A 24,352-nucleotide genomic window follows, 5' to 3' on the forward strand; every position below is an offset into this window, starting at 1 on the left:
CGGGCGAAAGATCGTCTCCTGCGGTGACCTGCTCTCCTCCCTGGGGAGGAGAGGTCCCTAGTCGTCGGCGCCCGGAGGGGCCGGACGGGACCGGGCGTCGCGCAGCGGATCCGCCGTCGCCACCTGCTCGGGGAAGGGCGGCGGGGTGCCGCCGAAGGTGGGACACCGGGCCTGGTGGCTGCACCAGTCGCAGAGCCGGCTCGGCCGGGGCCGGAAGTCCTGGTTGACGGTGGCCTGCTCGATCGCCCGCCACAACGCGACCACGGTGCGCTCGAAGCGCACCAGCTCCTCGGCGTCGGGGGCGTAGTCGCACACCTCGGCGTCCTTGAGGTAGAGCAGCCGCAGCACCTTGGGCACCACACCCCGGGTCCGCCAGAGCACCAGGGCGTAGAACTTGAGCTGGAACAGGGCGCGCGCCTCGAACGCCTCGCGCGGAGCGCCGCCGGTCTTGTAGTCGACCACCCGCAGCGCGCCGTCCGGTGCCACGTCGAGCCGGTCCAGATAGCCCCGGATCAACAGCTCGTCGTCGACCACCGCCGAGATCAGACTCTCCCGCTCGGCCGGCTCCAGGCGGCGCGGGTCCTCCACGGTGAAGTAGCCCTCCAGCAGCGCCGCCGCCGAGGTCAGGAACTGCGTCACGGCGGCCGGGTCGTCGCCCTCGAAGATCCCGGACAGCTCCGGCTGCTCGGTGACCAGCCGGTCCCACTGTGGTGCCACGAGGTCACCGGCCGCCTCCGGGGTGCGCCCGGCCGACGGCAGGTCGAAGAGGCGCTCCAGCACCGCGTGCACCAGTGTGCCCCGGGCCTGCTCCAGAGTGGTCCGCTCGGGCAGGCGGTCGATGCTGCGGAACCGGTAGAGCAGTGGGCAGGTCTTGAAGTCGGCCGCCCGCGACGGTGAGAGTGAGGCGCGCACCGTCGCCGGCAACTGCGTCGGAGTCGGGGCCTGTTGGGTGATCACCGGATCCGCCGTCATGTCCCGAAGGTTAGGGCACGAGTGTGACAGGACCACCGGCACCGCACCGGGAGGTGATCTCCCGCCGCGTAGCATCGGGCCGGTGGAACAGAGGAGTCGACCGCGCGCCGGCCGGCGTCCGGGCATGCGGGTGGGCCGGGTCTTCGGGGTGCCGCTCTACCTGAACGCCTCGATCCTGCTGCTCGCCGTGCTGATCATCGTGCTCTACGGCGAACTGGCCGGCCAGCGCCTGCAACTCTCCCCGATCGGCGGTTACCTGGTCGGCGCCGGGTTCGTCGTGTCGCTGCTCGGCTCGGTGCTCCTGCACGAACTCGGGCACGCCCTGACCGCCCGGCGGTTCGGCATCGGCGTGCGCGGGATCACCCTGGAACTGCTCGGCGGGTACACCGAGATGGACCGGGAGGCCCCGTCCCCCCGGGTGGACCTCTACGTCTCGCTGGCCGGCCCGGCGGTCTCCGCGGTGCTCGGCGTGATCGCCGTCGCCGCCATGCTGGTCCTGCCCGACCGCACCGTGGCCGACCAGTTGGCGTTCCAACTGGCGGCGAGCAACATCATCGTCGCGGTCTTCAACATCCTGCCCGGCCTGCCGCTGGACGGCGGGCGGGCGCTGCGGGCGGTGATCTGGGCGGTCACCCGCGACAAGCACGCCGCCACCGAGGTGGCCGGCTGGGCCGGCCGGATCCTCGCCGTGGGCACCGCGCTGCTGGTGGCGGTGCTCTACGCGATGGACGTGCTGAGTCTGCTCGCCCTGCCGTTGACGGCGCTGGTCGCGCTCACCCTCTGGCACGGCGCCGGGCAGTCGATCCGGATGTCCCGGATCGGACGCCGGCTGCCCCTGGTCGACCTGGCCCGGCTGGCCCGGCCGACCTTCGGCGTACCCACCGGCACCCCGCTCGCCGAGGCGCAGCGGCGCGCCGCCGAAGCGGTGCGGGAGGCGACCGTGGCGCTGCTGGTCACCGACTCGGCGGGCCGGTCGGTGGCGGTGGTGGACCCGGCCGCCGCGGCGGCCGTGCCGGAGGCCCGCCGCCCCTGGATCGCCGTCGACGCGGTGGCGCGTTCCCTCGGCGATCTGCCCACCCTGCCGGCCGACACCGACGGGGAACAGGTGCTGGAGCGGGTGCAGGCCCACCCGGCCGCGCAGTACCTCGTGACGGCAGGCGAAGATGTCGTCGGCATTCTGCACATCGCGGATCTGGCGCGACTGCTCGAACCTCACCGGAAGATGAACACGTGACCGTGACCCACTCCGCCGGCCCGGCCACCCCGGGCACCGAACCGCCCGCCGTTTCCGCGGAGCCGCCCGTGCACCGTGGGCCGTTCCGTCCCGGTGACCGGGTGCAGCTGACCGACCCGAAGGGCCGGATGCACACCGTCACCCTGGAGCCGGGCAAGGAGTTCCACACCCACCGGGGCATCCTCGCGCACGACGCGCTGATCGGTCTGCCCGACGGCAGCGTGGTCAGCACCTCCGGCGGGGGCACGGCCTTCCTGGCGCTGCGTCCGCTGCTCTCGGACTACGTGCTGTCGATGCCGCGCGGCGCCCAGGTGATCTACCCCAAGGACTCGGCGCAGATCGTCGCCATGGGCGACATCTTCCCGGGCGCGAAGGTCCTGGAGGCCGGCGCCGGCTCCGGCGCGTTGAGCTGCTCGCTGCTGCGGGCCGTGGGCACCTCCGGTGAGCTGCACTCGTACGAGGTGCGGGACGACTTCGCCCAGATCGCGCGGCGCAACGTCGAGGCGTTCTTCAACGGGCCGCACCCCGCGTGGCACCTGCACGTCGGCGACGTGGCGGGATGCCCGGAGACCGGCTTCGACCGGATCATCCTGGACATGCTGACCCCGTGGGAGAACCTCGACATGATCGAGCGGGCGCTGCTGCCCGGCGGTGTGTTCATCGGGTACGTGGCCACCACCCCGCAGCTGTCCGAACTGGTCGAGGCGCTGCGCGAGCGGGGTGGCTGGACCGAGCCGCGCGCCTGGGAGTCACTGGTGCGGGACTGGCACGCCGAGGGGCTGGCGGTCCGGCCGGACCACCGGATGATCGCCCACACGGCGTTCCTCGTCTCCGCGCGTAAGCTCGCCCCCGGAGTCACGGCCCCGCCCCGGCGGCGCAAGCCCAGCAAGGGCAGTGAGGCGTACGCGCAACGGCGCCAGGCACTGCGCGCGGCGGAGGAGGCGGCCCGGCTGGCGCCGACCGACGGTGCCGAACCCGACACGACGCAGGAGACGGACAGGCCGTGACGGCGGATTGGGGCGGCGCGGAGTGAACGGGCTGATCCTCGACGCGGGTCGACGGGGGCCGATGCTGCCGGCCCGGGCCGGCGGGGTGGGGTGACGGCATGAGCCGTCCCGGTTTCGGCGGTGGCGACCTGCCGGCGGTCTTCCCGGACTGGTCCCCCTACACCGACCTCGAGTCGGCGGCCCGCGCCTACCTGCGGGACCCCGACGTCGCCCTGGAGGCGCTCGGCGGCGTGCTGCGCGGCGCCTCGGTGCTCGGCTTCACGCTGGAACGCTTCGTCAACGAGGTCAACGGGGTGTGGCAGGAGGTCGTCGTCTGCGACGGCAGCCGGCTGGTGCTCTGGCACGGCGAGGACGTGCCGCCGGGGGAGGGCCCGCCCGGCTCGATGACCTCGTCGCTGCGGGTCGTCCCGGTCTCCTCGGTCACCGAGGTGGGATGCCGGCGCCGGCTGTTCCGTCACGACAACGGCGAGATCCGGGTCGACAGCATCGACGTCTATCTGCTGCTGACCTCGCTGGACGAGTCACCGCCCAGCGAGGAGGCCGCCGGTGGGCCCCGACACGACGCGCTGCGGTTCGGCAAGACGCTCGACGACGGCGGTGCCGGGCAGATCGCCCGACTGGAGGAGTTCGCCCGGCTGGTCGCCTCGGTGGTCGGCCGCCCGTTGCTGTAGCGGCGGACCGATCGGCGGTTTCCGTGACAGTCGGATGACCGACCGTAATCGCCGTGCTCGGGCGGCCACCGTCGACCCGCGTACCCCCGGGCGGTCGATCGGGCCCGGCGTACGCGGGCCGGTCAGTCCTCGGCCTCCGGGCCGGCCACCTCGACGCCGTCGCTGCCGCGTACGACGTGGATGCACTCGCCCGGGCACTCCTTCGCCGAGTCGATCACCTCGAGGCGCAGGTGCTCCGGCACGTCCACCCGGGCGCCCGGGGCCTGCTGGAGCTCGCCGTCGGGGCCCTTGACGTAGGCCAGACCGTCGACGTCGAACTCGAAGACGTCCGGCGCGTACTGCACGCACAGCCCGTCACCCGTACACAGGTCCTGGTCCACCCAGACCTGCAGTTGGTCGGTCGCGACCTCGACCATCGGTGCACCCCCCATGTTCTCCCGTCCCACGCCACGACGGTACCCGAATGCCCGTACCCGCCCAGCCACCCACCCTTGGCGATCAAGCTTCGGTGACGAGCGCGTTGCGGAGGACCGAATCGGGCTCATAGCGGCTAGTGTTAGGGCAGAACGTTCGAGCCCCCCGGGGAGGTGGGACGTGGCACGCAGCGACGACGCGGACTCGCGCGCCGCACGGTGGGAGAAGGAGGCCCACGATCTCTCCACGCAGGTCGCGTTCCTGCAAGAGGAACTCGCTCTCGTGCGGCGCAAGTTGACCGAAAGCCCCCGACACGTCCGGCAGCTCGAAGAGCGGCTGGCGGCCACCCAGGCGCAGTTGGCGCGGCTGACCGAGAACAACGAACGGCTCGTGGGCACCTTGAAAGAGGCTCGCGCGCAGATCGTGACGCTCAAAGAGGAGATCGACCGTCTCGCCCAGCCCCCCAGTGGCTACGGCGTCTTCCTGGCCCGACACGAGGACGGCACGGTCGACGTCTTCACCGGCGGGCGCAAGCTCCGCGTGGCCGTCTCACCCTCGCTCGACGTGGGTGAGCTGCGGCGCGGCCAGGAGGTCCTGCTCAACGACGCACTCAACATCGTCGACGCGTTCGGGTTCGAGCGGGTCGGCGAGGTGGTCATGCTCAAGGAGGTGCTGGCGGGCCCCGACGGCGTACCGGGTGACCGGGCGTTGGTGGTCTCGCACTCCGACGAGGAGCGGATCGTGCACCTGGCCGAGACCCTGATCGGCAGCGCGATCCGGGCCGGCGACTCGCTCATGATCGAACCCCGCTCGGCGTACGCGTACGAGCGGATCCCCAAGAGCGAGGTCGAGGAACTGGTCCTGGAGGAGGTGCCGGACGTCGACTACACCGACATCGGCGGCCTGCACTCCCAGATCGAGCAGATCAGGGACGCGGTGGAACTCCCGTTCCTGCACGCCGACCTGTTCCGCGAGCACCAGCTCCGGCCGCCGAAGGGCATCCTGCTCTACGGTCCGCCCGGCTGTGGCAAGACGCTCATCGCGAAGGCGGTCGCCAACTCGCTGGCGAAGAAGATCGCCGAGCGGCGGGGTGAGGAGAAGCACACCAGTTTCTTCCTCAACATCAAGGGTCCTGAGCTGCTCAACAAGTACGTCGGCGAGACCGAGCGGCACATCCGGCTGATCTTCCAGCGGGCGCGGGAGAAGGCCGGCGAGGGCACTCCGGTGATCGTCTTCTTCGACGAGATGGACTCGATCTTCCGGACCCGAGGCTCGGGTGTCTCCTCCGACGTGGAGAACACCATCGTCCCGCAGCTCCTCAGCGAGATCGACGGTGTCGAGGGCCTGGAGAACGTCATCGTCATCGGTGCCTCCAACCGGGAGGACATGATCGACCCGGCGATCCTGCGGCCGGGTCGGCTCGACGTGAAGATCAAGATCGAGCGTCCAGACGCCGAGGCGGCCAAGGACATCTTCTCCAAGTACATCCTCTCCGGCCTGCCGCTCTCCGCGGACGACCTGGCCGAGCACGGTCAGGACGCCAAGGCCACCGTCGCGGCGATGATCGACGCGGTGGTCCTGCGGATGTACTCGGAGACCGAGGAGAACCGCTTCCTCGAGGTCACCTACGCCAACGGCGACAAGGAAGTCCTGTACTTCAAGGACTTCAACTCCGGTGCCATGATCCAGAACATCGTGGATCGCGGCAAGAAGATGGCCATCAAGGAGTTCCTCACCTCCGGTCGCAAGGGACTCCGCCTGCAGCACCTGCTCGACGCCTGCGTCGACGAGTTCCGCGAGAACGAGGACCTGCCCAACACCACCAACCCCGACGACTGGGCCCGCATCTCCGGCAAGAAGGGCGAACGGATCGTCTACATCCGTACGCTCGTCTCCGGCGGCAAGGGCGCCGAAGCCGGCCGTTCCATCGAGACCGCGAGCAACACCGGCCAGTACCTCTGACCGGTCGCGCCACCGGGGCCCGTGACGCGACGCGTCACGGGCCCCGCCGCGTATCCGGGGATGGCGGTGGACACACCGGCCCGAGGTGTGCCGGCCGGGATGTGTCGCTAGACTGTTGATCTTTCCCTTCCATCCCTATTGGTGAAGGATGCGCGTGTCCATCGACCAGAGCGCGCTCGCCCCACCGGTCGCCCCGACCGCGAGCTCCGCGTCGCCGTACCGGCGGCGGTTCCTCCTCGCCCTCGTCGCCCTCGCCACGGCCTGGCTCCTGCCGCTCGCCGTGGCCGCTGTCGACGCCTCCTGGCTCCTGCCCCCGGTGGTGCTGCTCACCACCGCGAGCCTGCTGCGCGGCGGGCGTACCCTGCTCGACCGGCTGCTGCTCGCCACCGTCCTGCTGGTCTGCCTCACCACCGTCGCGGGCCTGTTCTTCACCACCTGGCCCTGGGGGATGGCGCCGGTGCCGTTGGCCGGCACCGCCCTGACCGTCCTCGTGCTGGCCGCGCTGGCCAGCGGCCGACGCCCCACCCTGCCGCGTCCCGCCTGGGCCGACCTGTTCCCGGTCGTCGGCACCGCCGCGATCGTCTGGTACCTCGCCCAGCCACTGCTGCGCGCCGGAGACCTCGTCGGCCGGCTCACCGTCTTCACCCGGGGCGAGGACTACCTGCGTCACCTCACCCTGGTCGACGTTATCGGCCGGCACGGCGGGTACGCCTTCACCGACGCGGACGCGATCCGCGACCACCTGGTCAGCCTGCTGGTCTACTACCCGCAGGGGTGGCACCTGATCGTCGCCCTGCTCAACGGCCATCTCGTGCCGCCCGGCAGCACCGCCGACGCCGCCGCGCTGGCGGAGCCCTTCCTGTGGTGGAACGTCGCCGGATTCGGCCTGCTGGTGCTCACCATGCTCTGGGCCGCCCAGCGGCTGCCCGGTCCACTGCACCCGCTGACCCGGGGACTGCTCACCGTCGTCGTCGGCGCCCTCGTCCTCGGCAGCCAACTACCCCGGATGCTGTGGTCCGGCTACCCCACCGAGACGCTCGGGCTGACCCTCGCCGTCGTGCTGGCCGTCCTCGTCGCCCGGCCGCTCACCGCCTCCCGCGAGCACCTGCTGCTGCTCGGCGCCCTGGTCGTCGGCATCGGGTACGTCTACTACCTGTTCCTGCCTCCGGCCGTGCTGCTCGTGGTCGGTTCGCTGCTCGTACGTCGCCGCGAGGTGCTCCGGGTCCGCCACACCGCCCGGGTGGTGGGTCTGGCCACCTTCGTGCTGGCCCCGATACCGATCCTGCTCGGCGTGCTCCGGGCCAACCAGACCGAGTCGCTCACCGCCACCGTCGGGCCGGACCTCACCGAGACCTGGCTGGCCTTCGGCATCCTCGGGGCCATCGTCGTGCCGGCCCTGCTCGGTCTCGCCCTGCATGTCGAACGCACCGACCCCACCTGGCGGCGCTGGCTGTTCGTGCTGCTGGCCAGCACCCTCTTCACGGCGGGGATCGGGCTGGTCAGCCTCGTTCTCGGCGGCGAGATCGGCTACTACTTCAACAAGGCCGCCCACCTCACGACCGCCTTCCTCATCGTCGGCACGGCCGCCGCGATCCGTCTGCTGCCCGTGCCGCGTCGGGGGCGTCCGGCACGTACCGCCGTCGCCGGGGTCACCGCCGTCGCGGTCGCCGCCACCGTCGTGTTGTTCGGCGGTGTCACCGGCTGGCAGCGGAGCCTGCTCGTGGTCGAGCCGCAGACGTGGGCGCAGCGCTGGGTGCACATGGAGGTCACTGCGCCGGCACGGGCGGCGGTGGTCTGCGACGAGGTGGTCCGCCGCTATCCGGCCGTCGACGGAGTGACCACGCTCGTGCTCGACCGTGGCACGTACGACTCCTATCTGGAGAACATCTGCGTCTCGACGCTGCAGGGCACCACTGCGCAGACCGAGGACGCCACCTACAGCCTGCTCTTCATCGAGCCGGGTCGGACCTGGCAGATGCTGCACGCGACGCCGGGCGAGATCCGGCTGGTCGCCACCGACACCGGTGCCGAGTCCCGGGCCAGGAGACTGCTGCGTTCGCTGCCCGAGATACGCGAGCGGGTCACCATCGAGTCCATGATCGTCGAGCGGCCCGGGGACTGACCGGTGCGACCCGCGACGTTCCGAGCACCCCGGCAGGCCCCCGCCTGCCCGAGCGGCGACTACGCTCGACGTGACGGGGGACCGGTCGGGCAAGCGAAGCGGGTAGGTCGATGAGCGTAAGACGGATCATGGGCACCGAGGTCGAGTACGGCATCTCCGTGCCCGGTCAGGCCGGGGCCAACCCGATGGTCACCTCCTCCCAGGTGGTGAACGCGTACGGCGCCCGCCCGGAACTCAACCGGGGCGGTCGGGCCCGGTGGGACTACGAGGAGGAGTCGCCGCTGCGGGACGCCCGCGGCTTCACCTACTCCGGAGCCGCGTACGACCCGGCCGAGGCGCTCGCCGACGACGACCTCGGGCTGGCGAACGTCATACTCACCAACGGGGCCCGGCTCTACGTCGACCACGCCCACCCGGAGTACTCCACCCCCGAGGTGACCAACCCCCGGGACCTGGTGCGCTGGGACAAGGCGGGGGAGCGGGTGATGGCGGAGGCGGCCCGCCGCGCGGCCACCATCCCGGGCAGCGCGCCGATCCACCTCTACAAGAACAACACCGACAACAAGGGTGCCAGCTACGGCGCGCACGAGAACTACCTCATGCGCCGGCAGACCGCCTTCGCCGACATCGTGGCGTACCTGACCCCGTTCTTCGTGACCCGGCAGATCGTCTGCGGCGCCGGTCGCGTCGGCATCGGCCAGGACGGCGGGCAGAGCGGCTTCCAGATCTCGCAGCGGGCCGACTTCTTCGAGGTCGAGGTGGGGCTGGAGACCACGCTCAAGCGTCCGATCATCAACACCCGGGACGAGCCGCACGCCGACGCCGACAAGTACCGCCGCCTGCACGTCATCATCGGCGACGCCAACCTGTCGGAGATCTCCACCTACCTCAAGGTGGGCACCGCCGCGCTGATCCTCACCATGATCGAGGAGAAGGCGCTCGGTCCGGACCTCGGCATCGCCGACCCGGTCGGTGAACTCCGCGCGGTCAGTCACGACCCGTCGCTGACCCACCGGATGCGCATGCGCGACGGCCGACGGCTGACCGCGTTGGACGTCCAGTGGGCGTACCTGGAGCGGGTACGCGCCTTCGTGGAGGACCGGTACGGCAGCGACGTCGACGAGCAGACCACCGACGTGCTGGACCGGTGGGAGAACGTGCTGGACCGGCTCGGCCGCGACGTCATGCTCTGCGCCGACGAGCTGGACTGGGTGGCGAAGCTGCGGTTGCTGGAGGGCTACCGGGACCGGGAGAAGCTCGGGTGGGGTTCGCACAAGCTCCAACTGGTCGACCTGCAGTACTCCGACGTCCGCCCGGAGAAGGGGCTCTACCACCGCCTGGTCTCCCGGGGGGCGATGAAGACGCTGCTGCCCGATGCCGAGACGCAGGCCGCGATGACCGAGCCGCCGGAGGACACCCGTGCCTACTTCCGGGGCCGCTGCCTGGCGCAGTACGCCTCCGAGGTGGTCGCCGCCAGTTGGGACTCGGTGATATTCGACGTCGGGCGGGAGTCGCTGGTCCGGGTGCCGATGATGGAGCCGGAGCGCGGCACCAGGCGGCACGTCGGCGCACTCTTCGACCGCTGCGCCAGCGCGAAGGATCTGCTGGAGACCCTGACCGGAGGCTGAGTACCTACCGGCGCGCGACGGGCGTTTCGTCGCTCCCGCGAGGTAAGTTCATCGCAGGCGATCGTGGAGGAGGCAACAGTGGCCACTCGTGACAGCGGCGGTCAGTCGCAGACGGGCAAGTCCCGTCAGGGTGAAGAGGTCGAGGACGTCACCACCGAGGCGAACCCGGAGGTCGCCGAGCGACACGCCGAGATCACCGAGGACGTCGACGACCTGCTCGACGAGATCGACTCCGTCCTGGAGGAGAACGCCGAGGAATTCGTCCGAGGTTACGTGCAGAAGGGCGGAGAATAGGGCTTATGCCCTTTTCTCCGGCTGTGCCGCGACGGCGGCGCGGTCCGTGGTGAACCCGATCCGGAACTTGTGGACCACGATCATCGCACCGGGTGGGTGCGCGGGATAATCTGCTTCAACTGCAACGGTGGTCCTGGCCAGTTCCGTGACAGTCCTACGAGGCTGGCCAGGGCCATCACGTACCTGAGAGGAACCACGTGGCAGCGGGCTTTGATCCATCCGGGCGTCTACCAGATGTGTTCACCAACGCGGGGACGTCCTCCTTCACCACGTTCCTGAGCAAGGTGGCACCCGAGTTGCTGCCCGGCCGCCGGCCGCTGCCGCCGGGCATGGCCGCCGACCTGGCCCCGCACGCCACCACGATCGTCGCCATCGTCGCCGACGGCGGTGTGGTGATGGCCGGCGACCGGCGGGCCACCATGGGCAACCTGATCGCGCAGCGCGACATCGAGAAGGTGCACCCCGCCGACGCGTACTCGCTGGTGGGGATCGCCGGGACCGCCGGCATCGGCATCGAGCTGATGCGGCTGTTCCAGGTCGAGCTGGAGCACTACGAGAAGATCGAGGGCGCGATGCTCTCGCTCGACGGCAAGGCCAACCGGCTCGCCGCGATGATCCGGGGCAACCTCGGTGCGGCGATGCAGGGGCTGGCCGTGATCCCGCTGTTCGCCGGCTTCGACCTCGCGGCGAAGGACCCGGCGCGGGCCGGGCGGATCTTCAGCTTCGACGTGACCGGTGGCCCCTACGAGGAGACCGGCTACGACGCGATCGGCTCGGGTTCGCTGTTCGCCCGGTCGGCGTTGAAGAAGCGGTTCCGGCCCGGGATCTCCGTCGACGACGCGGTCCGGCTGGCGGTGGAGGCGCTCTACGACGCCGCCGACGACGACACCGCGACCGGTGGCCCCGACCTGACCCGGCGGATCTTCCCGGTGGTGATGACCGCGACGGCGGAGGGGACGTACCGGCTGACCGACGCGGAGACGGCGGCGCTCGGCGAGAGTGTGGTCGCCGGTCGGATGGAGAATCCGGGCGGCTGAGCCGGTCCCCGCCCCCACCTGAACGCAGTTCCCCCAGCACAGCGCCCGAAGGAGAGCCGCCGCCGTGGCCATGCAGTTCTACGCCTCGCCCGAACAGATCATGCGCGACCGTTCCGAGCTGGCCCGCAAGGGCATCGCCCGGGGACGCAGCGCGGTGGTCCTGAGCTACGCCGGTGGGGTGCTCTTCGTCGCGGAGAACCTCTCCAGCACCCTGCACAAGGTCGGCGAGATCTACGACCGGATCGGCTTCGCGGCTGTCGGTCGCTACAACGAGTTCGAGAACCTGCGCCGGGCCGGGGTGCGGATGGCCGACCTCAACGGGTTGAGCTACGACCGGCGTGACGTCACCGGCCTGGCACTGGCCAACACGTTCGCGCAGATCCTGGGCACGATCTTCACCGAGCAGTCAAAGCCGTTCGAGGTGGAGATCTGCGTCGCCGAGGTGGGTGCCACCCCGGAGGACGACTCGCTCTACCGCCTCACCTACGACGGTTCGGTGACCGACGAGCCGGGCCGGATGGCGATGGGCGGGCAGTCCGACGCCATCTCCGGGGTGCTCAAGTCGAACCACCGGCCGGACATGTCGCTCGGCGAGGCGGTCAAGGTGGCGGTGCAGGCGCTGGGCAGCGTCGGTGGCGAGGGCGGTGCCGCCCGGACGATCGCCGCCGACCAGCTGGAGGTGGCGGTCCTGGACCGCAACCGGGTGGGGCGTACCTTCCGGCGGATCACCGGTGCGGCGCTGACCGGGCTGCTCGACGGCGGCGTGGAGGGCGAGGCGGCGGAGGGCGACCGGGCGGAGACCCCGACCACGCCGACCGAGGAGGCGCACAAGCCGACCACCTCGGCCGGCTCGGCGGACCTGGAGGACAAGCCGGGCGACAAGCCCGACGCCTGACGCCCCGTACCCGAATCAGGAGTTCCCGGCGCCCGACAGTTCCGACTGTCGGGCGCCGTGCCGTTTCCGGAGTCCCCGACCGCGACCGTCGTCGGGCGGGGGCTCAGCGACGCGCGAGCAACGGCCGCACCAGCGCCCACCAGGCGGCGGCGAGGGCGTTGAAGACACCCATCCCGGGGGGAGCGGCCACGTTCGAGGGGGCCACCCGGGCGGTCATCAGGTCGGCGATCGCCCCGTCCCCGACGGTGCGTTCCGACTGCAACCGGCGTCGGCGGGCGCGTACCCAGTCGCGGTGGCGCCACAGCCAGCCCCAGCCGCGCGTCTTCTGCCGGGACCAGCCACCGGCGAGCGCGGCGGCCAGCATGGCGACCTCGGTGAGCAGCAGCATCGGCGCCAGTAGCGCCAGGGTGCGGCCCTGGTAGGCGGTGAGCAGGGTCAACAGCCGGTTGCGTTCGACCAGGTAGAGCTTGAGGTCGTTGCGGGAGAACTCGTAGTGGTGCCGCACCACGGCGTCCGGCACGTACTCCAACCGCAGGCCGCGCTGCCACAGTCGCAGGCTGAGTTCGGTGTCCTCGTGGTAGGCGAAGTACTCGGTGGGGAAGCCGCCCAGCTCGCTCCAGCGGGACCGGCCGATCACGAAACAGCAGCCGCTCAGCGACGGCACGACCGTGCGCCGGGCGTGCGCGCTCGCGGGTTCGCCGTTGCCGCCTGCCCAGGACAGGCCGGTGAAGTGCAGCGGATTGCCGGAGGTGTTGATCAGATCGGGGTCGTGGGCGAGCCGGATGGAGGCCATCGCCGCGCCGACACCCGGTTCGGCGGCCACCGCGACCACCTTTCCCAGCGCGTCGGGGGCGACGACGGCGTCGGAGTTGACGAAGGCGAGCCAGTCGCCGGTGGCCTCGGCCGCGCCGACGTTGCACCCGCCGGAGTAGCCGGTGTTCTCGTCCGGCCGGACCACCCGGACTCCGGCCAGACCCTTGACCACGTCGATGCCGTCGCCGGTGCAGCCGTTGTCCACCACGACCAGGTCGATGTCGACGCCGGTGCTGGCCAGCACGGCCTCGGCGGCCTCGACCAGCCAGGGCTCGGGGCCGTAGGCGAGCATCACCGCGGTCACGCGGGGTGGGCTCATCGGACGCCTCCGGGGGTGCTCGCGGACACCGGGACCGCGACGGGCGGGGTGAGGGTGGCGGTGCCCCGACGCAGCCGGGTGAGCATCACCGCGACGACGACCAGGGAACCCACCGCGTAACCGAGCTCGACGCGCAACGCGACGCTCAGCGGGGCGAGGGTGGCGACGGCCAGCGCGGCGACCCCGGCGACCCACGCGACGGCCTGCGCCTGGTGCTGGTCGCGGGCGAGCAGCGCCTGGCCGAGGACCATCGCCCACAGGTAGGCCAGGGTGGCCAGGCCGAGCCAGGCGAAGTCGCCGTGCCCGAGGACGTCCGGGGCGTCGAAGAGCACCTGGACCAGCCACGGGCCGAGCAGCGCGGTCAGGACGCCGCCGAGCACGCCCAGCGCGGTGACGACGCCCAGGGCCCGCCGCAGCAGCGTGCCGAAGGCCGCCTGGTCGCCGGTGGCGGCGGCGGTGGAGAGGCCGGGCAGCAGCGCGGCCTGCATCGAGCCGAACACGAACAACGGGATGCGGACCAGCACCAGCGCGGAGAGCAGCGCGCCGGCCGTCGCCACGTCGGCCGGGGCGAGCAGCCGTACGTTGATCACGCCGACGTTCACCACGACCTGTGCGAGCAGGCTGGAGACGGTGAGCAGTGCCAGCCCGCGCAGCAGGGCCGGCCAGGGCAGGGCCGCGCCGCCGCCGGCCGCCCGGAGCACCGGTGCCACGGTCGACGCCACGCCCACCAGCGGCGCCACGACCAGCACCAGCGCGTACGCCATCGGCGAGTCGACCCCGGCCAGGCCGAGGAGGGCCACCAGCCCGATGCGCAGTCCGCCGTCGATCCCGAGCTGGGTGCCGTACCAGCCGAACTGCCGCAGCCCGGAGAGCACGCCCCGGGTGGTGTGCGCCACGGCTAGCGCGGCGAGCGCGCCGCAGAGCGCCCACACCAGCCCGGTGTCACCGGCGAAGAGGCGGTCGCCGAGCACGTCGGCGGCGGCGACGCAGGCCAGCACCAGCAGACCCAGCGTGACGGCGGCGACGGCGGCACCGCGCGCCAGGACCGGGCCGGGCGGCAACCCCCGGGTACGGCGGGCCGCGACCAGCCGGGCCACCTCCTGCTCGACCGGCAGGAACACGCCGAGGCCGACGGTGAACACGAAGGACCAGAGCACCGAGAGCGACGAGTAGTCCCCGGCGGTGAGGTTGTGCCCGGCCACCGCGAGGTGCACGTACGAGGCCAGGCCGACGATGGCCAGACCCGCGCCGACCGGGACGGTGCCGGGCGGTACGAGACGGAGCAGGCGACCGATCACCGGCGGATGAGGGCCAGCGTGAGCACGGCCAGGGCCCGCCCGAGATAGATCATCGCCTTCGCGGGGGAGTGGCTCGGGGTGCCGGCCATCCGCCGCCGCATCGCCACCGGCACCTGCTGGATGCGGTAGCCCCGACGGGCGGTGTGCACCAGCGTCTCGACGGTGTCGCCGAGGTACTCGGCGGGGTACCACTGGGCGAACATCTCGATCATCCGTCGGTTGGCGGCACGGAAGCCCGAGGTGGTGTCGGTCAGGGTGGTGCCGGACAGGGCAGAGAGCACCATCGACAGCATCCCCATCGCCCAGCGCCGGGGTCCCCGCACGGTGTACTCGCCCTCACCGGCGAACCGGGCACCGATCACCAGGTCGTGGTCGTCGAGCAGGTCGACCAGCTTCGGTACGTACCGGGGGTCGTGCTGGCCGTCGGCGTCGATCTGGACCGCCACGTCGTAGTCGTGGTCGTAGGCGTACCGGTAGCCGAGGCGCATGGCGCCGCCGACACCGAGGTTGTACGGCAGCCGGGCGACCCGGGCACCGGCGGCGGCGGCGACTGCCGAGGTGCGGTCGGTGGAGCCGTCGTCCACCACGAGGACGTCGACGCCGGGCAGCTCGCCCCGGACCTCGCGGACCACGTCGGCGATGGACCCGGCCTCGTTGAGCGCCGGGATGATGACCAGGAGCCGCTTGCCGTTAACCATCGCGGGACACCAGCTCTTCTCGTGCGGCCCGGTCGGCCTCGAACTCGGCGCGGATCAGCGCGATCTCCTCGGCCAGCGTGCGGGTCTCCTCCTCCAGCGCGCTGACCTCCCAGCTCAGGTGGATGCAGACGAGCAGCAGGAAGACGATGCCGAGGAAGAGCACGAGGCTGACGCCGGAGGCGACACCGAGCAGGTCGGCGACGCCGTCGAGCAGCCGGGGGAACAGCGACAGGGGGATGACCACGAACAGCAGCCCGAGCCAGAGCATGCCGTACTTCTCACGTAGCTGTCGGCGGCGCAGCAACTCGACGATCGTGGCCAGCAGGACCAGACCGGTCAAGCCGGTGACCAGGGTGAGCTTCATGCGACCTTCCACGGGGAGGGTGGAGCGGCGGGAGCGAGAGCGTCGCTCAGTGTGGCGTGCCAGTCCGGTAGGGGTGACAGCCCGGCGGCGGCCCATCGGTCGTGCCCTAGCACACTGTACGCCGGTCGGGCGGCGGGACGCGGAAAGCGGTCGCTGGTGATCGGCCGGATCCGGTCCGGATCGAGCCCGTGCAGGGCGAACGCCGCGCGGGCCAGGCCGTACCAGGTGGTCTCCCCGGCGCAGGTGCCGTGGTAGACGCCGGGGGCCGCCCGACCGGCCAGCGCCGCCCCGGCCAGGGCCACCAGCTGCCGCGCCAGCGCGTACGACCAGGTGGGCTGGCCCCGCTGGTCGTCCACGACGTCGAGGAACTCGCGCTGGTCCGCGAGGCCGAGCATGGTGCTGACGAAGTTGCGGCCGTGGGTGCCGTACAACCAGGCGGTGCGGACCACGTAGCCGGTGTCGGGCAGGTGCCGGGTCACGGCCAGTTCCCCGGCGAGCTTGCTCCGGCCGTACGCGTTGATCGGCGCGGTGGGGGTGTCCTCCGGGTACGGGGTGTCGGCGTCGCCGGGGAAGACGTAGTCGGTGGAGAGCTGGATCAGGCGGGCGTCGTGCGCGGCGCAGGCCGTGGCGAGGTGGGCCACCGCCTCACCGTTGACGCGGGTGGCCGCCGCCTCGTCCGACTCGGCGCCGTCGACGTCGGTCCACGCGGCGGTGTTGATCACCACGTCGTGTCCGGCCACCGCGGCGTGCACCGCGGCGGCGTCGGTGATGTCGAGCTCGGCCCGGGTGGCGGGGGTCACCGTGTGCGTGGTGGCGAGCACCTCCACCAGGTCCCGCCCGAGCATCCCGCCGGCGCCCGTCACCAGCGCCCTCACGCGGACTGCGCCCGGGTCAGCGGTTCCCACCAGGAGCGGTTGTCCCGGTACCACCGGACGGTGTCGGCGAGGCCGGTCTCCAGCGGGATGCTGGGGGCGTACCCCAGCTCCGTGTTGATCTTTGAGATGTCCAGCGAGTAGCGGCGGTCGTGGCCCTTGCGGTCGGGCACCGCCACCACCCGGTCCCAGTCGGCGCCGCACGCGTCGAGCAGCAGCGCGGTCAGCTCCTTGTTGGTCAGCTCGGTGCCGCCGCCGATGTGGTAGACCTCGCCGGCGCGGCCCTTCTGCTGCACCAGCGCGATGCCCCGGCAGTGGTCGTGCACGTGCAGCCAGTCCCGCACGTTGCCGCCGTCGCCGTAGAGCGGCACGGTCCGCCCGTCGAGCAGGTTGGTCACGAACAGCGGGATGACCTTCTCCGGGAACTGGTACGGCCCGTAGTTGTTGGAGCAGCGGGTGACCACCACGTCCAGGCCGTGCGTGCGGTGGTACGCCAGCGCCAGCAGGTCGGAGCCGGCCTTCGACGCCGAGTACGGCGAGTTGGGCGCCAGCGGCCAGTCCTCGGTCCACGAGCCGTCCGCGATCGAGCCGTACACCTCGTCGGTGGAGACGTGCACGAACCGGCCGGTGCCGTGCCGCAGCGCGGCGTCGAGCAGCGTCTGGGTGCCCAGCACGTTGGTGGTGACGAACGGCGCGGCCCCGGCGATCGAGCGGTCGACGTGCGACTCGGCGGCGAAGTGCACGATCACGTCGTGCCCCGGGACGACCTCGTCCACCACCTCGGCGTGGCGGATGTCACCCTGCACGAAGCGCAGTCGCGGGTCGTCGCGGACCGGGTCGAGGTTGGCCCGGTTGCCGGAGTACGTCAGGGCGTCCAGCACGGTGATGCCCGTGGGCTCCACCGGAGACTCCCCCTGCGCGCTGCCGCCGGGTGCCCCCAGCAGCATTCGGACGTATTCCGAACCGATGAAGCCGGCGCCGCCGGTGACCAGGATCCTCACGGATCCGGAAGTCTACGCGAATCCCCCGCAAAGCAGCGGTTGCGCCGCGTGGCCTGCGCCGGTTGCTCCCGGTACGCTCCCCGGGTGCGTGGAATCCTGCTCGCCGGCGGCACCGGTAGCCGACTGTGGCCGATCACTCGGGCGGTGTCGAAGCAGCTGATGCCGGTCTTCGACAAACCGATGATCTACTATCCGCTCTCCACCCTGGTGATGGCCGGGGTGCGGGAGATCCTGGTGATCACCACCCCCGAGGAGCAGGGTCAGTTCCAGCGCCTGCTCGGCGACGGCAGCCAGTTCGGGCTGCGCCTGGAGTACGTCGCGCAACCCCGCCCGGACGGCATCGCCCAGGCGTTCGTGCTCGGCGCGGACTTCATCGGTGACGAGGCGGTCGCGCTGATCCTGGGCGACAACATCTTCCACGGCGTCGGCCTGGGCGGCCAGCTCGCCGCCGCGGGCGACCCCGTCGGCGGGCGGATCTTCGCCTACCCCGTGGCCAACCCGCAGGCGTACGGCGTCGTGCACTTCGACGACGACGGCCGGGTGCTGTCGATCGAGGAGAAGCCGGCCCGGCCCAAGTCCCGGTACGCCGTACCCGGGCTGTACTTCTACGACAACCGGGTGGTGGAGATCGCCCGTGGCCTGACCCCGAGCGCCCGGGGCGAGCTGGAGATCACCGCCGTGAACGAGGCGTACCGGCGGGCCGGGGAGCTGTCGGTGACCGTGCTGGACCGGGGCACCGCCTGGCTGGACACCGGCACCTTCACCTCGCTGATGCAGGCCGCCGAGTTCGTCCGGGTCATCGAGGAACGACAGGGCATGAAGATCGGCTGTGTCGAGGAGGTGGCCTGGCGGGCCGGCCTGATCGACGACGCGCGGCTGCGGACGCTGGCCGAGCCGCTGACCAAGAGCGGCTACGGCGACTACCTGCTCGACCTGCTCGCCCGGGAGCGCGGCGACCTGGTCGACCGGACCGTACCGGTGCAGGTGACCCCGTGAAGATCCGTCCGCTGAGCATCGAGGGCGCCTGGGAGGTCGTCCCGCAGCAGCACGGCGACGCGCGCGGGCTGTTCCTGGAGTGGTACCGCTTCGACCGGCTCGCCGAGGCGGTCGGGCACCCGCTGCGGCTGGCGCAGGGCAACCTTTCCGTGTCGGCCCGCGACGTGGTGCGGGGCATCCACTTCGCCGACGTGCCCCCCGGGCAGGCCAAGTACGTCACCTGCGTACGCGGCGCGGTGCTCGACGTGGTGGTGGACCTGCGGGTCGGTTCGCCGACCTTCGGCCGCTGGGAGGGCGTACGCCTGGACGACGTGGACCGGCGCGCGGTCTACCTGGCCGAAGGGCTCGGCCACGGCTTCTGCGCGTTGACCGACGACGCGACGCTCAGCTACGTCTGCTCGACCACCTACAACCCCTCCGGTGAGCACGCGGTGCACCCGCTCGACGAGGAGCTGGGCATCGAGTGGCCGACCGGGTCTCCGCAGCTCTCCGACCGCGACGCCGTCGCGCCGAGCCTCTCCGAGGCGCGCCGCCGGGGGCTGCTGCCGGACTACGACACGTGCCGGGCGTACACGGCGGGACTGGCCGGGGCGGGGCTTCCCGGGGCGTCCTGACCGGGCCTCATCGACGCGTACGGGCCGCGACAGTGACGAAGTCGGCCTCGGTACGGCTAATGTCTCATCATGGAGCGGCGAATCTTCGGTCTGGAGACCGAGTACGGCGTCACCTGCACCTACCGTGGGCAGCGGCGGCTGTCCCCTGACGAGGTAGCCAGATACCTGTTCCGCCGAGTGGTGTCCTGGGGCCGGTCGAGCAACGTCTTCCTCCGCAACGGCGCACGTCTCTATCTCGACGTCGGCTCACACCCGGAGTACGCCACCCCGGAGTGCGACTCGGTGGTCGACCTGGTCGCCCACGACCGGGCCGGTGAGCGGATCCTGGAGGGTCTGCTCATCGACGCGGAGAAGCGGCTGCACGACGAGGGCATCGCCGGTGAGATCTACCTGTTCAAGAACAACACCGACTCGGCCGGCAACTCCTACGGGTGCCACGAGAACTACCTGGTGTCCCGGCACGGGGAGTTCGGCCGGCTCGCCGACGTCCTGATCCCGTTCCTGGTCACCCGGCAGTTGATCTGTGGCGCCGGCAAGGTGCTGCAGACCCCTCGCGGTGCCGTCTACTGCCTGTCCCAGCGGGCCGAACACATCTGGGAGGGCGTCTCCTCGGCGACCACCCGCAGCCGCCCGATCATCAACACCCGGGACGAGCCGCACGCCGACGCCGAGCGGTACCGCCGCCTGCACGTCATCGTCGGCGACTCCAACATGAACGAGGTCACCACGCTGCTCAAGGTCGGCACCGCCGACATCGTGCTGCGGATGATCGAGGCCGGGGTGGTGATGCGCGACCTCACCCTGGAGAACCCGATCCGGGCCATCCGCGAGGTGTCGCACGACATCACCGGTCGCCGCAAGGTGCGGCTGGCCTCCGGCAAGGAGATCAGCGCGCTGGAGATCCAGCAGGAGTACCTCTCCAAGGCGATCGAGTTCGTCGAGCGGCGCGGCGGCGACCAGACCGCCAAGCGGGTCGTCGAGCTGTGGGGGCGGGTCCTCAGCGCGGTGGAGAGCGGTGACCTGGAGCCGGTCTCCCGCGAGATCGACTGGGTCACCAAGCTCCGGCTGATCGAGCGCTACCAGCGCAAGCACGACCTGCCGCTGTCGCACCCCCGGGTGGCGCAGATGGACCTCGCCTACCACGACCTGCGCCGGGGACGTGGGCTCTACGCCCTGCTGGAGCGGCGTGGCGACGTGGACCGGGTGGCCACCGACCCGGAGATCTTCGAGGCGAAGGAGACGCCGCCGCAGACCACCCGGGCCCGACTGCGCGGCGAGTTCATCCGGCACGCCCAGGAGAAGCGGCGGGACTTCACCGTCGACTGGGTGCACCTCAAGCTCAACGACCAGGCGCAGCGCACCGTGCTGTGCAAGGACCCGTTCCGGGCGTACGACGAGCGGGTGGAGCGGTTGATCGCCAGCATGTGACCTGGTCTACCCGGGTCCGTCCGCACGCCGGACGGGCCCGGGTAGGCTGGTCGGGCCATGCTTCCTCCCGAACCCCCCACCCCAGGCACCGAGCGGCAGAGCTGGATCGAACGCCGCCGCGAGAAGGTGCGCGCCGAGGTCGAGCGCAACCGCCGAGGCGAGTACACCGTGCCGACCTGGGTGCTGGCGCTGGCCCTGGCCGCAATGGTCGGCGGCTGGATAGCCCTGATCATCTTCGCCTGAGGCGTAAGGAAGGGCACCTTATTAACGCCTGCGGTAGAGCAGGGGACCCCTACTAACACGATTCCTCAGGGTGCGCCGGACGGTGGTGGCGTCACGTGACTCAGAACGCAGCGGGCGGCGGGGATGTCGTCGACGTGAGGCGGGCCGCGTACCGGCCGGCTGCCGCAGCGGCCAGGAAGTAGGCGTGGTCGGCGTCCAGGCCGCGTCCCATCGTCGACAGCGGCACCGGGCTGCGCCGCAGCGCCGCGTCCAGGCCCGCGTCGTCCACCCGTACCACCGTGTGCCGGTCGGCCAGCGGTGCCAGCGCCGCGTCGACCTCGGCCGCCAGGGTCGGGTCCAGGCCGTCGGGCACCACCAGGTCCGCGCGGGCCAGCGCCACCCGCCCGTACGAGGTCAGGCTGTGGTGCGACACGCCCCGGTGCCGGGGGCGGGGGTCGGCGTCGGAGATGCGGAGCGAGCCGACCGGCCGCCCGCCCAGCGCGGCGACCGCGTTGACCGCCTCGCCCACGGCCACCCCGGAGAAACCCCAGCGGGTGCCGGTGCCCAGGTTGCCCGGACCCTGCGCCACCACGGCGACGTCGGCGTCCAGGACGTACCGGGCGGCGAGCAGCCCGCTGTGCAGGGTGGACGCCTCCAGATCGCCGCCGAACGCCTGCCCGACGCTGATCGTGCCGACCAACTCGTCGCGGAGCCCGGCCAGGGTCCGGGAGAACCAGGCGGGCAGCGCCCCACCGTCGGTGAGCAGGTACGCCACCCTCGCCTGCGGCGCCTCGGCCCGGATGCCGGCCAGGATCGCCGGCAGCGCCGAGTGCAGGTCGGCCGTCACCACCGGCAGTCCACCCAGGTCCTCGGCGGCGGCCAGCACCTCGCGGTGCGGTGATGCCTCCTCGTCCACCCCGAGCAGGATCGGCTGCAACGGGGTGTAGCGCGCCTTGACCAGGTGGCCCGCGTCGCGGGAGTCGAGGGCCTGCGGCGGGTCCGGCGGCAGCCGGTCGGGCACCGCCACCACCATGGCGTACCCGCCGGTACCCAGGCCCATCAGCAGCGCGCCGGCGTTGAGCAGCACCCGGTCGCCGGGCTCGGGCTCACCCACCAGTTCCGGGTACGCGAGCGCCCGCATCGACGTGCCGTCGGTCAGCTCGACGTCGAGCTCGACTGCTCCGGTCCACCGCCGCCGCAGCGCCGCCACCACGCCTGCCCGCCATCGCACCATGCCCGCACGCTAGCTCCACCCCGCCGTCCACTCACGCCCGGGTACAGATGTAAGGAAGGGACCCTTCCTATACACGAGGCGTTAGTAGGGGGCCCTTCCTTACATCCGGGGGCGGCGCGGGTGCGTGCCGGGAGCGGTACGGCTGCTAGCGTCTACGCCGTGTCGCGAAGTCGCACCGAACGCCTGGTCAACCTGGTGATCTGCCTACTGTCCACGCGGCGGTTCCTGACCGCTGCGCAGATCGCCGCGACCGTGCCCGGCTACGAGCACCATCCCGACGACGCCCGGGAGCACGAGGCGTTCCAGCGCAAGTTCGAGCGGGACAAGGCCGAACTGAGGGAGTTGGGCGTACCGCTGGAGACCGGGACGGCGAGCGCCTTCGATACCGAGCCGGGTTACCGGATCGCCCAGCGTGAGTACGCCCTGCCCGACATTCCCCTGAAACCGGACGAGGCCGCTGCGGTCGGCATCGCCGCGCGGCTGTGGCAGCACGCCGGCCTGGCCGCCGCCGCCTCCTCCGGGTTGGCGAAGCTGCGCGCCGCCGGGGTGGACGTGGACCCGCAGGCCACGCTCGGCCTGGAACCCATGGTGACGGTCGATCCGGCGTTCGCCCCGCTGACCGCCGCCGCGCGGGACCGGCGCGAGGTCCGCTTCGACTACCGGGTACCCGACCAGGACGCACCCACCCGCCGCCGCCTGCAACCGTGGGGAGTGGTCTGCTGGCGTGGCCGGTGGTACGTGGTCGGCCACGACCTGGACCGCGACGCCACCCGCTGCTTCCGGCTGTCCCGGGTCGCCGGTCCGGTCCGGGCGACCGGCGCGTCGGGCGCCTACCAGCCACCGGCCGACGTCGACCTGATCAGCCACGTGGCCCGCTGGTTCGGGCCGACCGAACGGCCCGGTCGGGCCACCGTGCTGGTGGCCTCGGGGCGGGCCGCCGGGCTGCGCCGCTGGGCCGTGGAGGCAACCGTCGGGCCGGAGGGCGACCGGCTGGTCCTGCCCTACGCCGACGCCGACTCCCTGGCTGGGCATCTGGTCGGCTACGGGCCCGACGTGCGCGTGCTGGACCCACCGGAGGTACGCGAGGCGGTCATCCAGCGTCTCAAGGAGATCGCCGTCCGGCACGACGAGATGGCGGTGTCGCGGTGAGTGAGCTTGCGAGCCCCGCAGTCGCGAACGGAAGGTCGGCTCGGTGAGCGCGAGGAGTGAGCTTGTGAGCCCCGCAGTCGCGAACGGAAGGCCAGCCCGGTGAGCGCGAAGACCTCCTCCCGCACCTCGGCCGACCGGCTGGCCCGGTTGCTCAACCTGGTGCCGTACCTGCTCGCCCGGCCCGGCATCGAGATCTCCGAGGCGGCCGGCGACCTGGGTGTCACCGAGCGTCAGCTCCGCGAGGACCTGGAGCTGTTGTGGGTCTGCGGGCTGCCCGGGTACGGGCCGGGTGACCTGATCGACATGGCTTTCGACGGCGACCGGGTGACGATCACCTACGACGCCGGGATCGACCGGCCGCTGCGGCTCACGCCCGACGAGGCGCTGGCCCTGGTGGTGGCGCTGCGGATGCTGGCCGAGACGCCCGGGGTGGCCAACCGGGAGGCGGTGGAACGGGCCCTCGCCAAGATCGAGGACGCGGCCGGTGACCAGGTCGCGGCGCCGGTGGAGGTGCGGCTGCCCGGCGACACCGGCCGGGTGGAGCAGCTCCGTGCCGCCGTGGAGGGCGGCCGGGCGCTGCGCATCACGTATTACACGGCGGCGCGGGACGAGACCACCGAGCGCGTCATCGACCCGCTGCGGGTGCTGATGGTCGGTGGCCGCACGTACGTCGAGGCGTGGTGCCGCCGGGCCGAGGCGGTCCGGTTGTTCCGGGCCGACCGGATCGACGCGGTCACCGAGCTGAGCGAGGCGGCCGTGGTGCCGCCGCAGGCCCGCCCGCAGGACCTCAGCGAGGGCGTGTTCCGGCCCTCGTCGGAGCTGCCGCTGATCACGCTGCGGATCGGCCGGGGGGAGCGGTGGATCACCGAGTACTACCCCTGTGAGCGGATCGAGTCCGACGGCGAGCGGTGGGAGGTCTCGCTGCGGGTCACCGACCTGGGCTGGGCCCGTCGATTCGTGCTCGGCCTCGGTCCGGACGTCACCGTCGTCGCCCCGGCCGAGTTGGCCGAGCAGGTCCGGGACGCGGCCGTGGCGGCGCTCGAGGCGTACGCGACGCCGGTGTCGCCGGGTGCGGACCCGGCGGCGCAGGCGGCCAGGCAGTAGGCTG

Annotated in this window: 25 protein-coding genes; 16 read left to right on the forward strand and 9 right to left on the reverse strand. The window is 71.8% G+C overall.

What is annotated here, in order from left to right; all coding sequences use genetic code 11:
• Positions 1-57 precede the first annotated feature (57 nt).
• Positions 58-972 (reverse strand): PD-(D/E)XK nuclease family protein, encoded by a 915-nt coding sequence (locus HUT12_RS16960; RefSeq protein ID WP_131054530.1) that lies wholly within the window; start codon positions 970-972, stop codon positions 58-60.
• 124 nt (positions 973-1,096) lie between these two features.
• Between HUT12_RS16960 and HUT12_RS16965 the strand changes: the two genes are divergently transcribed.
• From HUT12_RS16965 to HUT12_RS16975, 3 genes are all read left to right on the forward strand, one after another.
• Positions 1,097-2,206, forward strand: a complete 1,110-nt coding sequence (locus HUT12_RS16965; protein WP_176095828.1) for a site-2 protease family protein — start codon at positions 1,097-1,099, stop codon at positions 2,204-2,206.
• Positions 2,207-2,274: 68 nt separating this feature from the next.
• Positions 2,275-3,213, forward strand: a complete 939-nt coding sequence (locus tag HUT12_RS16970; RefSeq protein ID WP_176095829.1) for a tRNA (adenine-N1)-methyltransferase — start codon at positions 2,275-2,277, stop codon at positions 3,211-3,213.
• Between the two features lie 98 nt (positions 3,214-3,311).
• On the forward strand, positions 3,312-3,884 hold the full coding sequence (locus HUT12_RS16975; RefSeq protein ID WP_117227855.1) for a hypothetical protein: 573 nt from the start codon (positions 3,312-3,314) through the stop codon (positions 3,882-3,884).
• Positions 3,885-4,006: 122 nt separating this feature from the next.
• Here the strand turns inward: HUT12_RS16975 and HUT12_RS16980 are convergent, their stop codons facing one another.
• Positions 4,007-4,300 (reverse strand): ferredoxin, encoded by a 294-nt coding sequence (locus HUT12_RS16980; RefSeq protein WP_131053287.1) that lies wholly within the window; start codon positions 4,298-4,300, stop codon positions 4,007-4,009.
• Positions 4,301-4,478: 178 nt separating this feature from the next.
• Here HUT12_RS16980 and arc point away from each other — a divergent pair, with 178 nt between their 5' ends.
• The 7 genes from arc (at position 4,479) to prcA (ending at position 12,236) form a co-directional block, all read left to right on the forward strand.
• Entirely contained in the window at positions 4,479-6,260 is a 1,782-nt protein-coding gene (gene arc / locus HUT12_RS16985) for a proteasome ATPase (protein ID WP_131053282.1), read from the forward strand.
• Positions 6,261-6,414: 154 nt separating this feature from the next.
• Positions 6,415-8,382, forward strand: coding sequence for a hypothetical protein (locus tag HUT12_RS16990; protein WP_176094004.1), 1,968 nt, complete (start codon positions 6,415-6,417; stop codon positions 8,380-8,382).
• 110 nt (positions 8,383-8,492) lie between these two features.
• Positions 8,493-10,010 (forward strand): depupylase/deamidase Dop, encoded by a 1,518-nt coding sequence (dop, locus tag HUT12_RS16995; RefSeq protein WP_131053280.1) that lies wholly within the window; start codon positions 8,493-8,495, stop codon positions 10,008-10,010.
• 78 nt (positions 10,011-10,088) lie between these two features.
• Positions 10,089-10,304: a ubiquitin-like protein Pup gene (locus HUT12_RS17000; protein ID WP_131053279.1), complete on the forward strand. Its 216-nt coding sequence runs from the start codon at positions 10,089-10,091 to the stop codon at positions 10,302-10,304.
• Positions 10,305-10,400: 96 nt separating this feature from the next.
• Positions 10,401-10,583, forward strand: a complete 183-nt coding sequence (locus tag HUT12_RS17005; RefSeq protein WP_236145739.1) for an endonuclease domain-containing protein — start codon at positions 10,401-10,403, stop codon at positions 10,581-10,583.
• Positions 10,502-11,341, forward strand: a complete 840-nt coding sequence (gene prcB, locus HUT12_RS17010) for a proteasome subunit beta (protein ID WP_131053278.1) — start codon at positions 10,502-10,504, stop codon at positions 11,339-11,341. Before HUT12_RS17005 ends, prcB begins: the two co-directional genes overlap by 82 nt.
• 64 nt (positions 11,342-11,405) lie before the next feature.
• Positions 11,406-12,236: a proteasome subunit alpha gene (gene prcA / locus HUT12_RS17015; RefSeq protein WP_176094005.1), complete on the forward strand. Its 831-nt coding sequence runs from the start codon at positions 11,406-11,408 to the stop codon at positions 12,234-12,236.
• Between the two features lie 103 nt (positions 12,237-12,339).
• On the opposite strand, the gene HUT12_RS17020 is transcribed toward prcA, so the two are convergent.
• The 6 genes from HUT12_RS17020 to rfbB are packed head-to-tail and all read right to left on the reverse strand — an operon-like array spanning position 12,340 to position 17,601.
• Positions 12,340-13,368: a glycosyltransferase family 2 protein gene (locus HUT12_RS17020; protein WP_176094006.1), complete on the reverse strand. Its 1,029-nt coding sequence runs from the start codon at positions 13,366-13,368 to the stop codon at positions 12,340-12,342.
• A complete protein-coding gene (locus tag HUT12_RS17025; RefSeq protein ID WP_176094007.1) occupies positions 13,365-14,666 on the reverse strand; it encodes a lipopolysaccharide biosynthesis protein in 1,302 nt (433 codons plus the stop codon). The genes HUT12_RS17020 and HUT12_RS17025 overlap by 4 nt, the downstream gene beginning before the upstream one ends.
• On the reverse strand, positions 14,663-15,364 hold the full coding sequence (locus HUT12_RS17030) for a glycosyltransferase family 2 protein (protein ID WP_176094008.1): 702 nt from the start codon (positions 15,362-15,364) through the stop codon (positions 14,663-14,665). The genes HUT12_RS17025 and HUT12_RS17030 overlap by 4 nt, the downstream gene beginning before the upstream one ends.
• Positions 15,357-15,728, reverse strand: coding sequence for a DUF2304 domain-containing protein (locus HUT12_RS17035; protein WP_131052319.1), 372 nt, complete (start codon positions 15,726-15,728; stop codon positions 15,357-15,359). The genes HUT12_RS17030 and HUT12_RS17035 overlap by 8 nt, the downstream gene beginning before the upstream one ends.
• Entirely contained in the window at positions 15,725-16,603 is an 879-nt protein-coding gene (gene rfbD / locus HUT12_RS17040; protein ID WP_176094009.1) for a dTDP-4-dehydrorhamnose reductase, read from the reverse strand. Before rfbD ends, HUT12_RS17035 begins: the two co-directional genes overlap by 4 nt.
• Positions 16,600-17,601 (reverse strand): dTDP-glucose 4,6-dehydratase, encoded by a 1,002-nt coding sequence (gene rfbB / locus HUT12_RS17045; protein ID WP_176094010.1) that lies wholly within the window; start codon positions 17,599-17,601, stop codon positions 16,600-16,602. Before rfbB ends, rfbD begins: the two co-directional genes overlap by 4 nt.
• An 84-nt stretch (positions 17,602-17,685) precedes the next feature.
• Between rfbB and rfbA the strand changes: the two genes are divergently transcribed.
• The 4 genes from rfbA to HUT12_RS17065 all read left to right on the forward strand — a co-directional run bounded on the left by rfbA (position 17,686) and on the right by HUT12_RS17065 (position 20,882).
• A complete protein-coding gene (rfbA, locus tag HUT12_RS17050; RefSeq protein ID WP_176094011.1) occupies positions 17,686-18,597 on the forward strand; it encodes a glucose-1-phosphate thymidylyltransferase RfbA in 912 nt (303 codons plus the stop codon).
• The gene (locus tag HUT12_RS17055; protein ID WP_176094012.1) at positions 18,594-19,211 is read left to right on the forward strand and encodes a dTDP-4-dehydrorhamnose 3,5-epimerase family protein; all 618 of its coding nucleotides are present in this window, start codon (positions 18,594-18,596) and stop codon (positions 19,209-19,211) included. The genes rfbA and HUT12_RS17055 overlap by 4 nt, the downstream gene beginning before the upstream one ends.
• A gap of 69 nt (positions 19,212-19,280) precedes the next feature.
• Complete coding sequence (gene pafA, locus HUT12_RS17060; RefSeq protein ID WP_131052323.1) at positions 19,281-20,639, forward strand: Pup--protein ligase; 1,359 nt, start codon at positions 19,281-19,283, stop codon at positions 20,637-20,639.
• Positions 20,640-20,696: 57 nt separating this feature from the next.
• Entirely contained in the window at positions 20,697-20,882 is a 186-nt protein-coding gene (locus tag HUT12_RS17065) for a hypothetical protein (protein WP_131052324.1), read from the forward strand.
• A 100-nt stretch (positions 20,883-20,982) separates the two neighbouring features.
• Here HUT12_RS17065 and HUT12_RS17070 read toward each other — a convergent pair whose 3' ends face one another.
• Positions 20,983-22,095: a DUF3866 family protein gene (locus HUT12_RS17070; RefSeq protein WP_131052325.1), complete on the reverse strand. Its 1,113-nt coding sequence runs from the start codon at positions 22,093-22,095 to the stop codon at positions 20,983-20,985.
• A gap of 159 nt (positions 22,096-22,254) precedes the next feature.
• Here HUT12_RS17070 and HUT12_RS17075 point away from each other — a divergent pair, with 159 nt between their 5' ends.
• Both HUT12_RS17075 and HUT12_RS17080 read left to right on the forward strand, forming a co-directional pair.
• Complete coding sequence (locus tag HUT12_RS17075; RefSeq protein WP_176094013.1) at positions 22,255-23,244, forward strand: YafY family protein; 990 nt, start codon at positions 22,255-22,257, stop codon at positions 23,242-23,244.
• A gap of 99 nt (positions 23,245-23,343) precedes the next feature.
• A complete protein-coding gene (locus tag HUT12_RS17080; RefSeq protein WP_176094014.1) occupies positions 23,344-24,348 on the forward strand; it encodes a YafY family protein in 1,005 nt (334 codons plus the stop codon).
• Positions 24,349-24,352 lie beyond the last annotated feature (4 nt).

It is taken from the genome of Verrucosispora sp. NA02020 (assembly GCF_013364215.1).
Taxonomy (GTDB): Bacteria; Actinomycetota; Actinomycetes; order Mycobacteriales; family Micromonosporaceae; genus Micromonospora.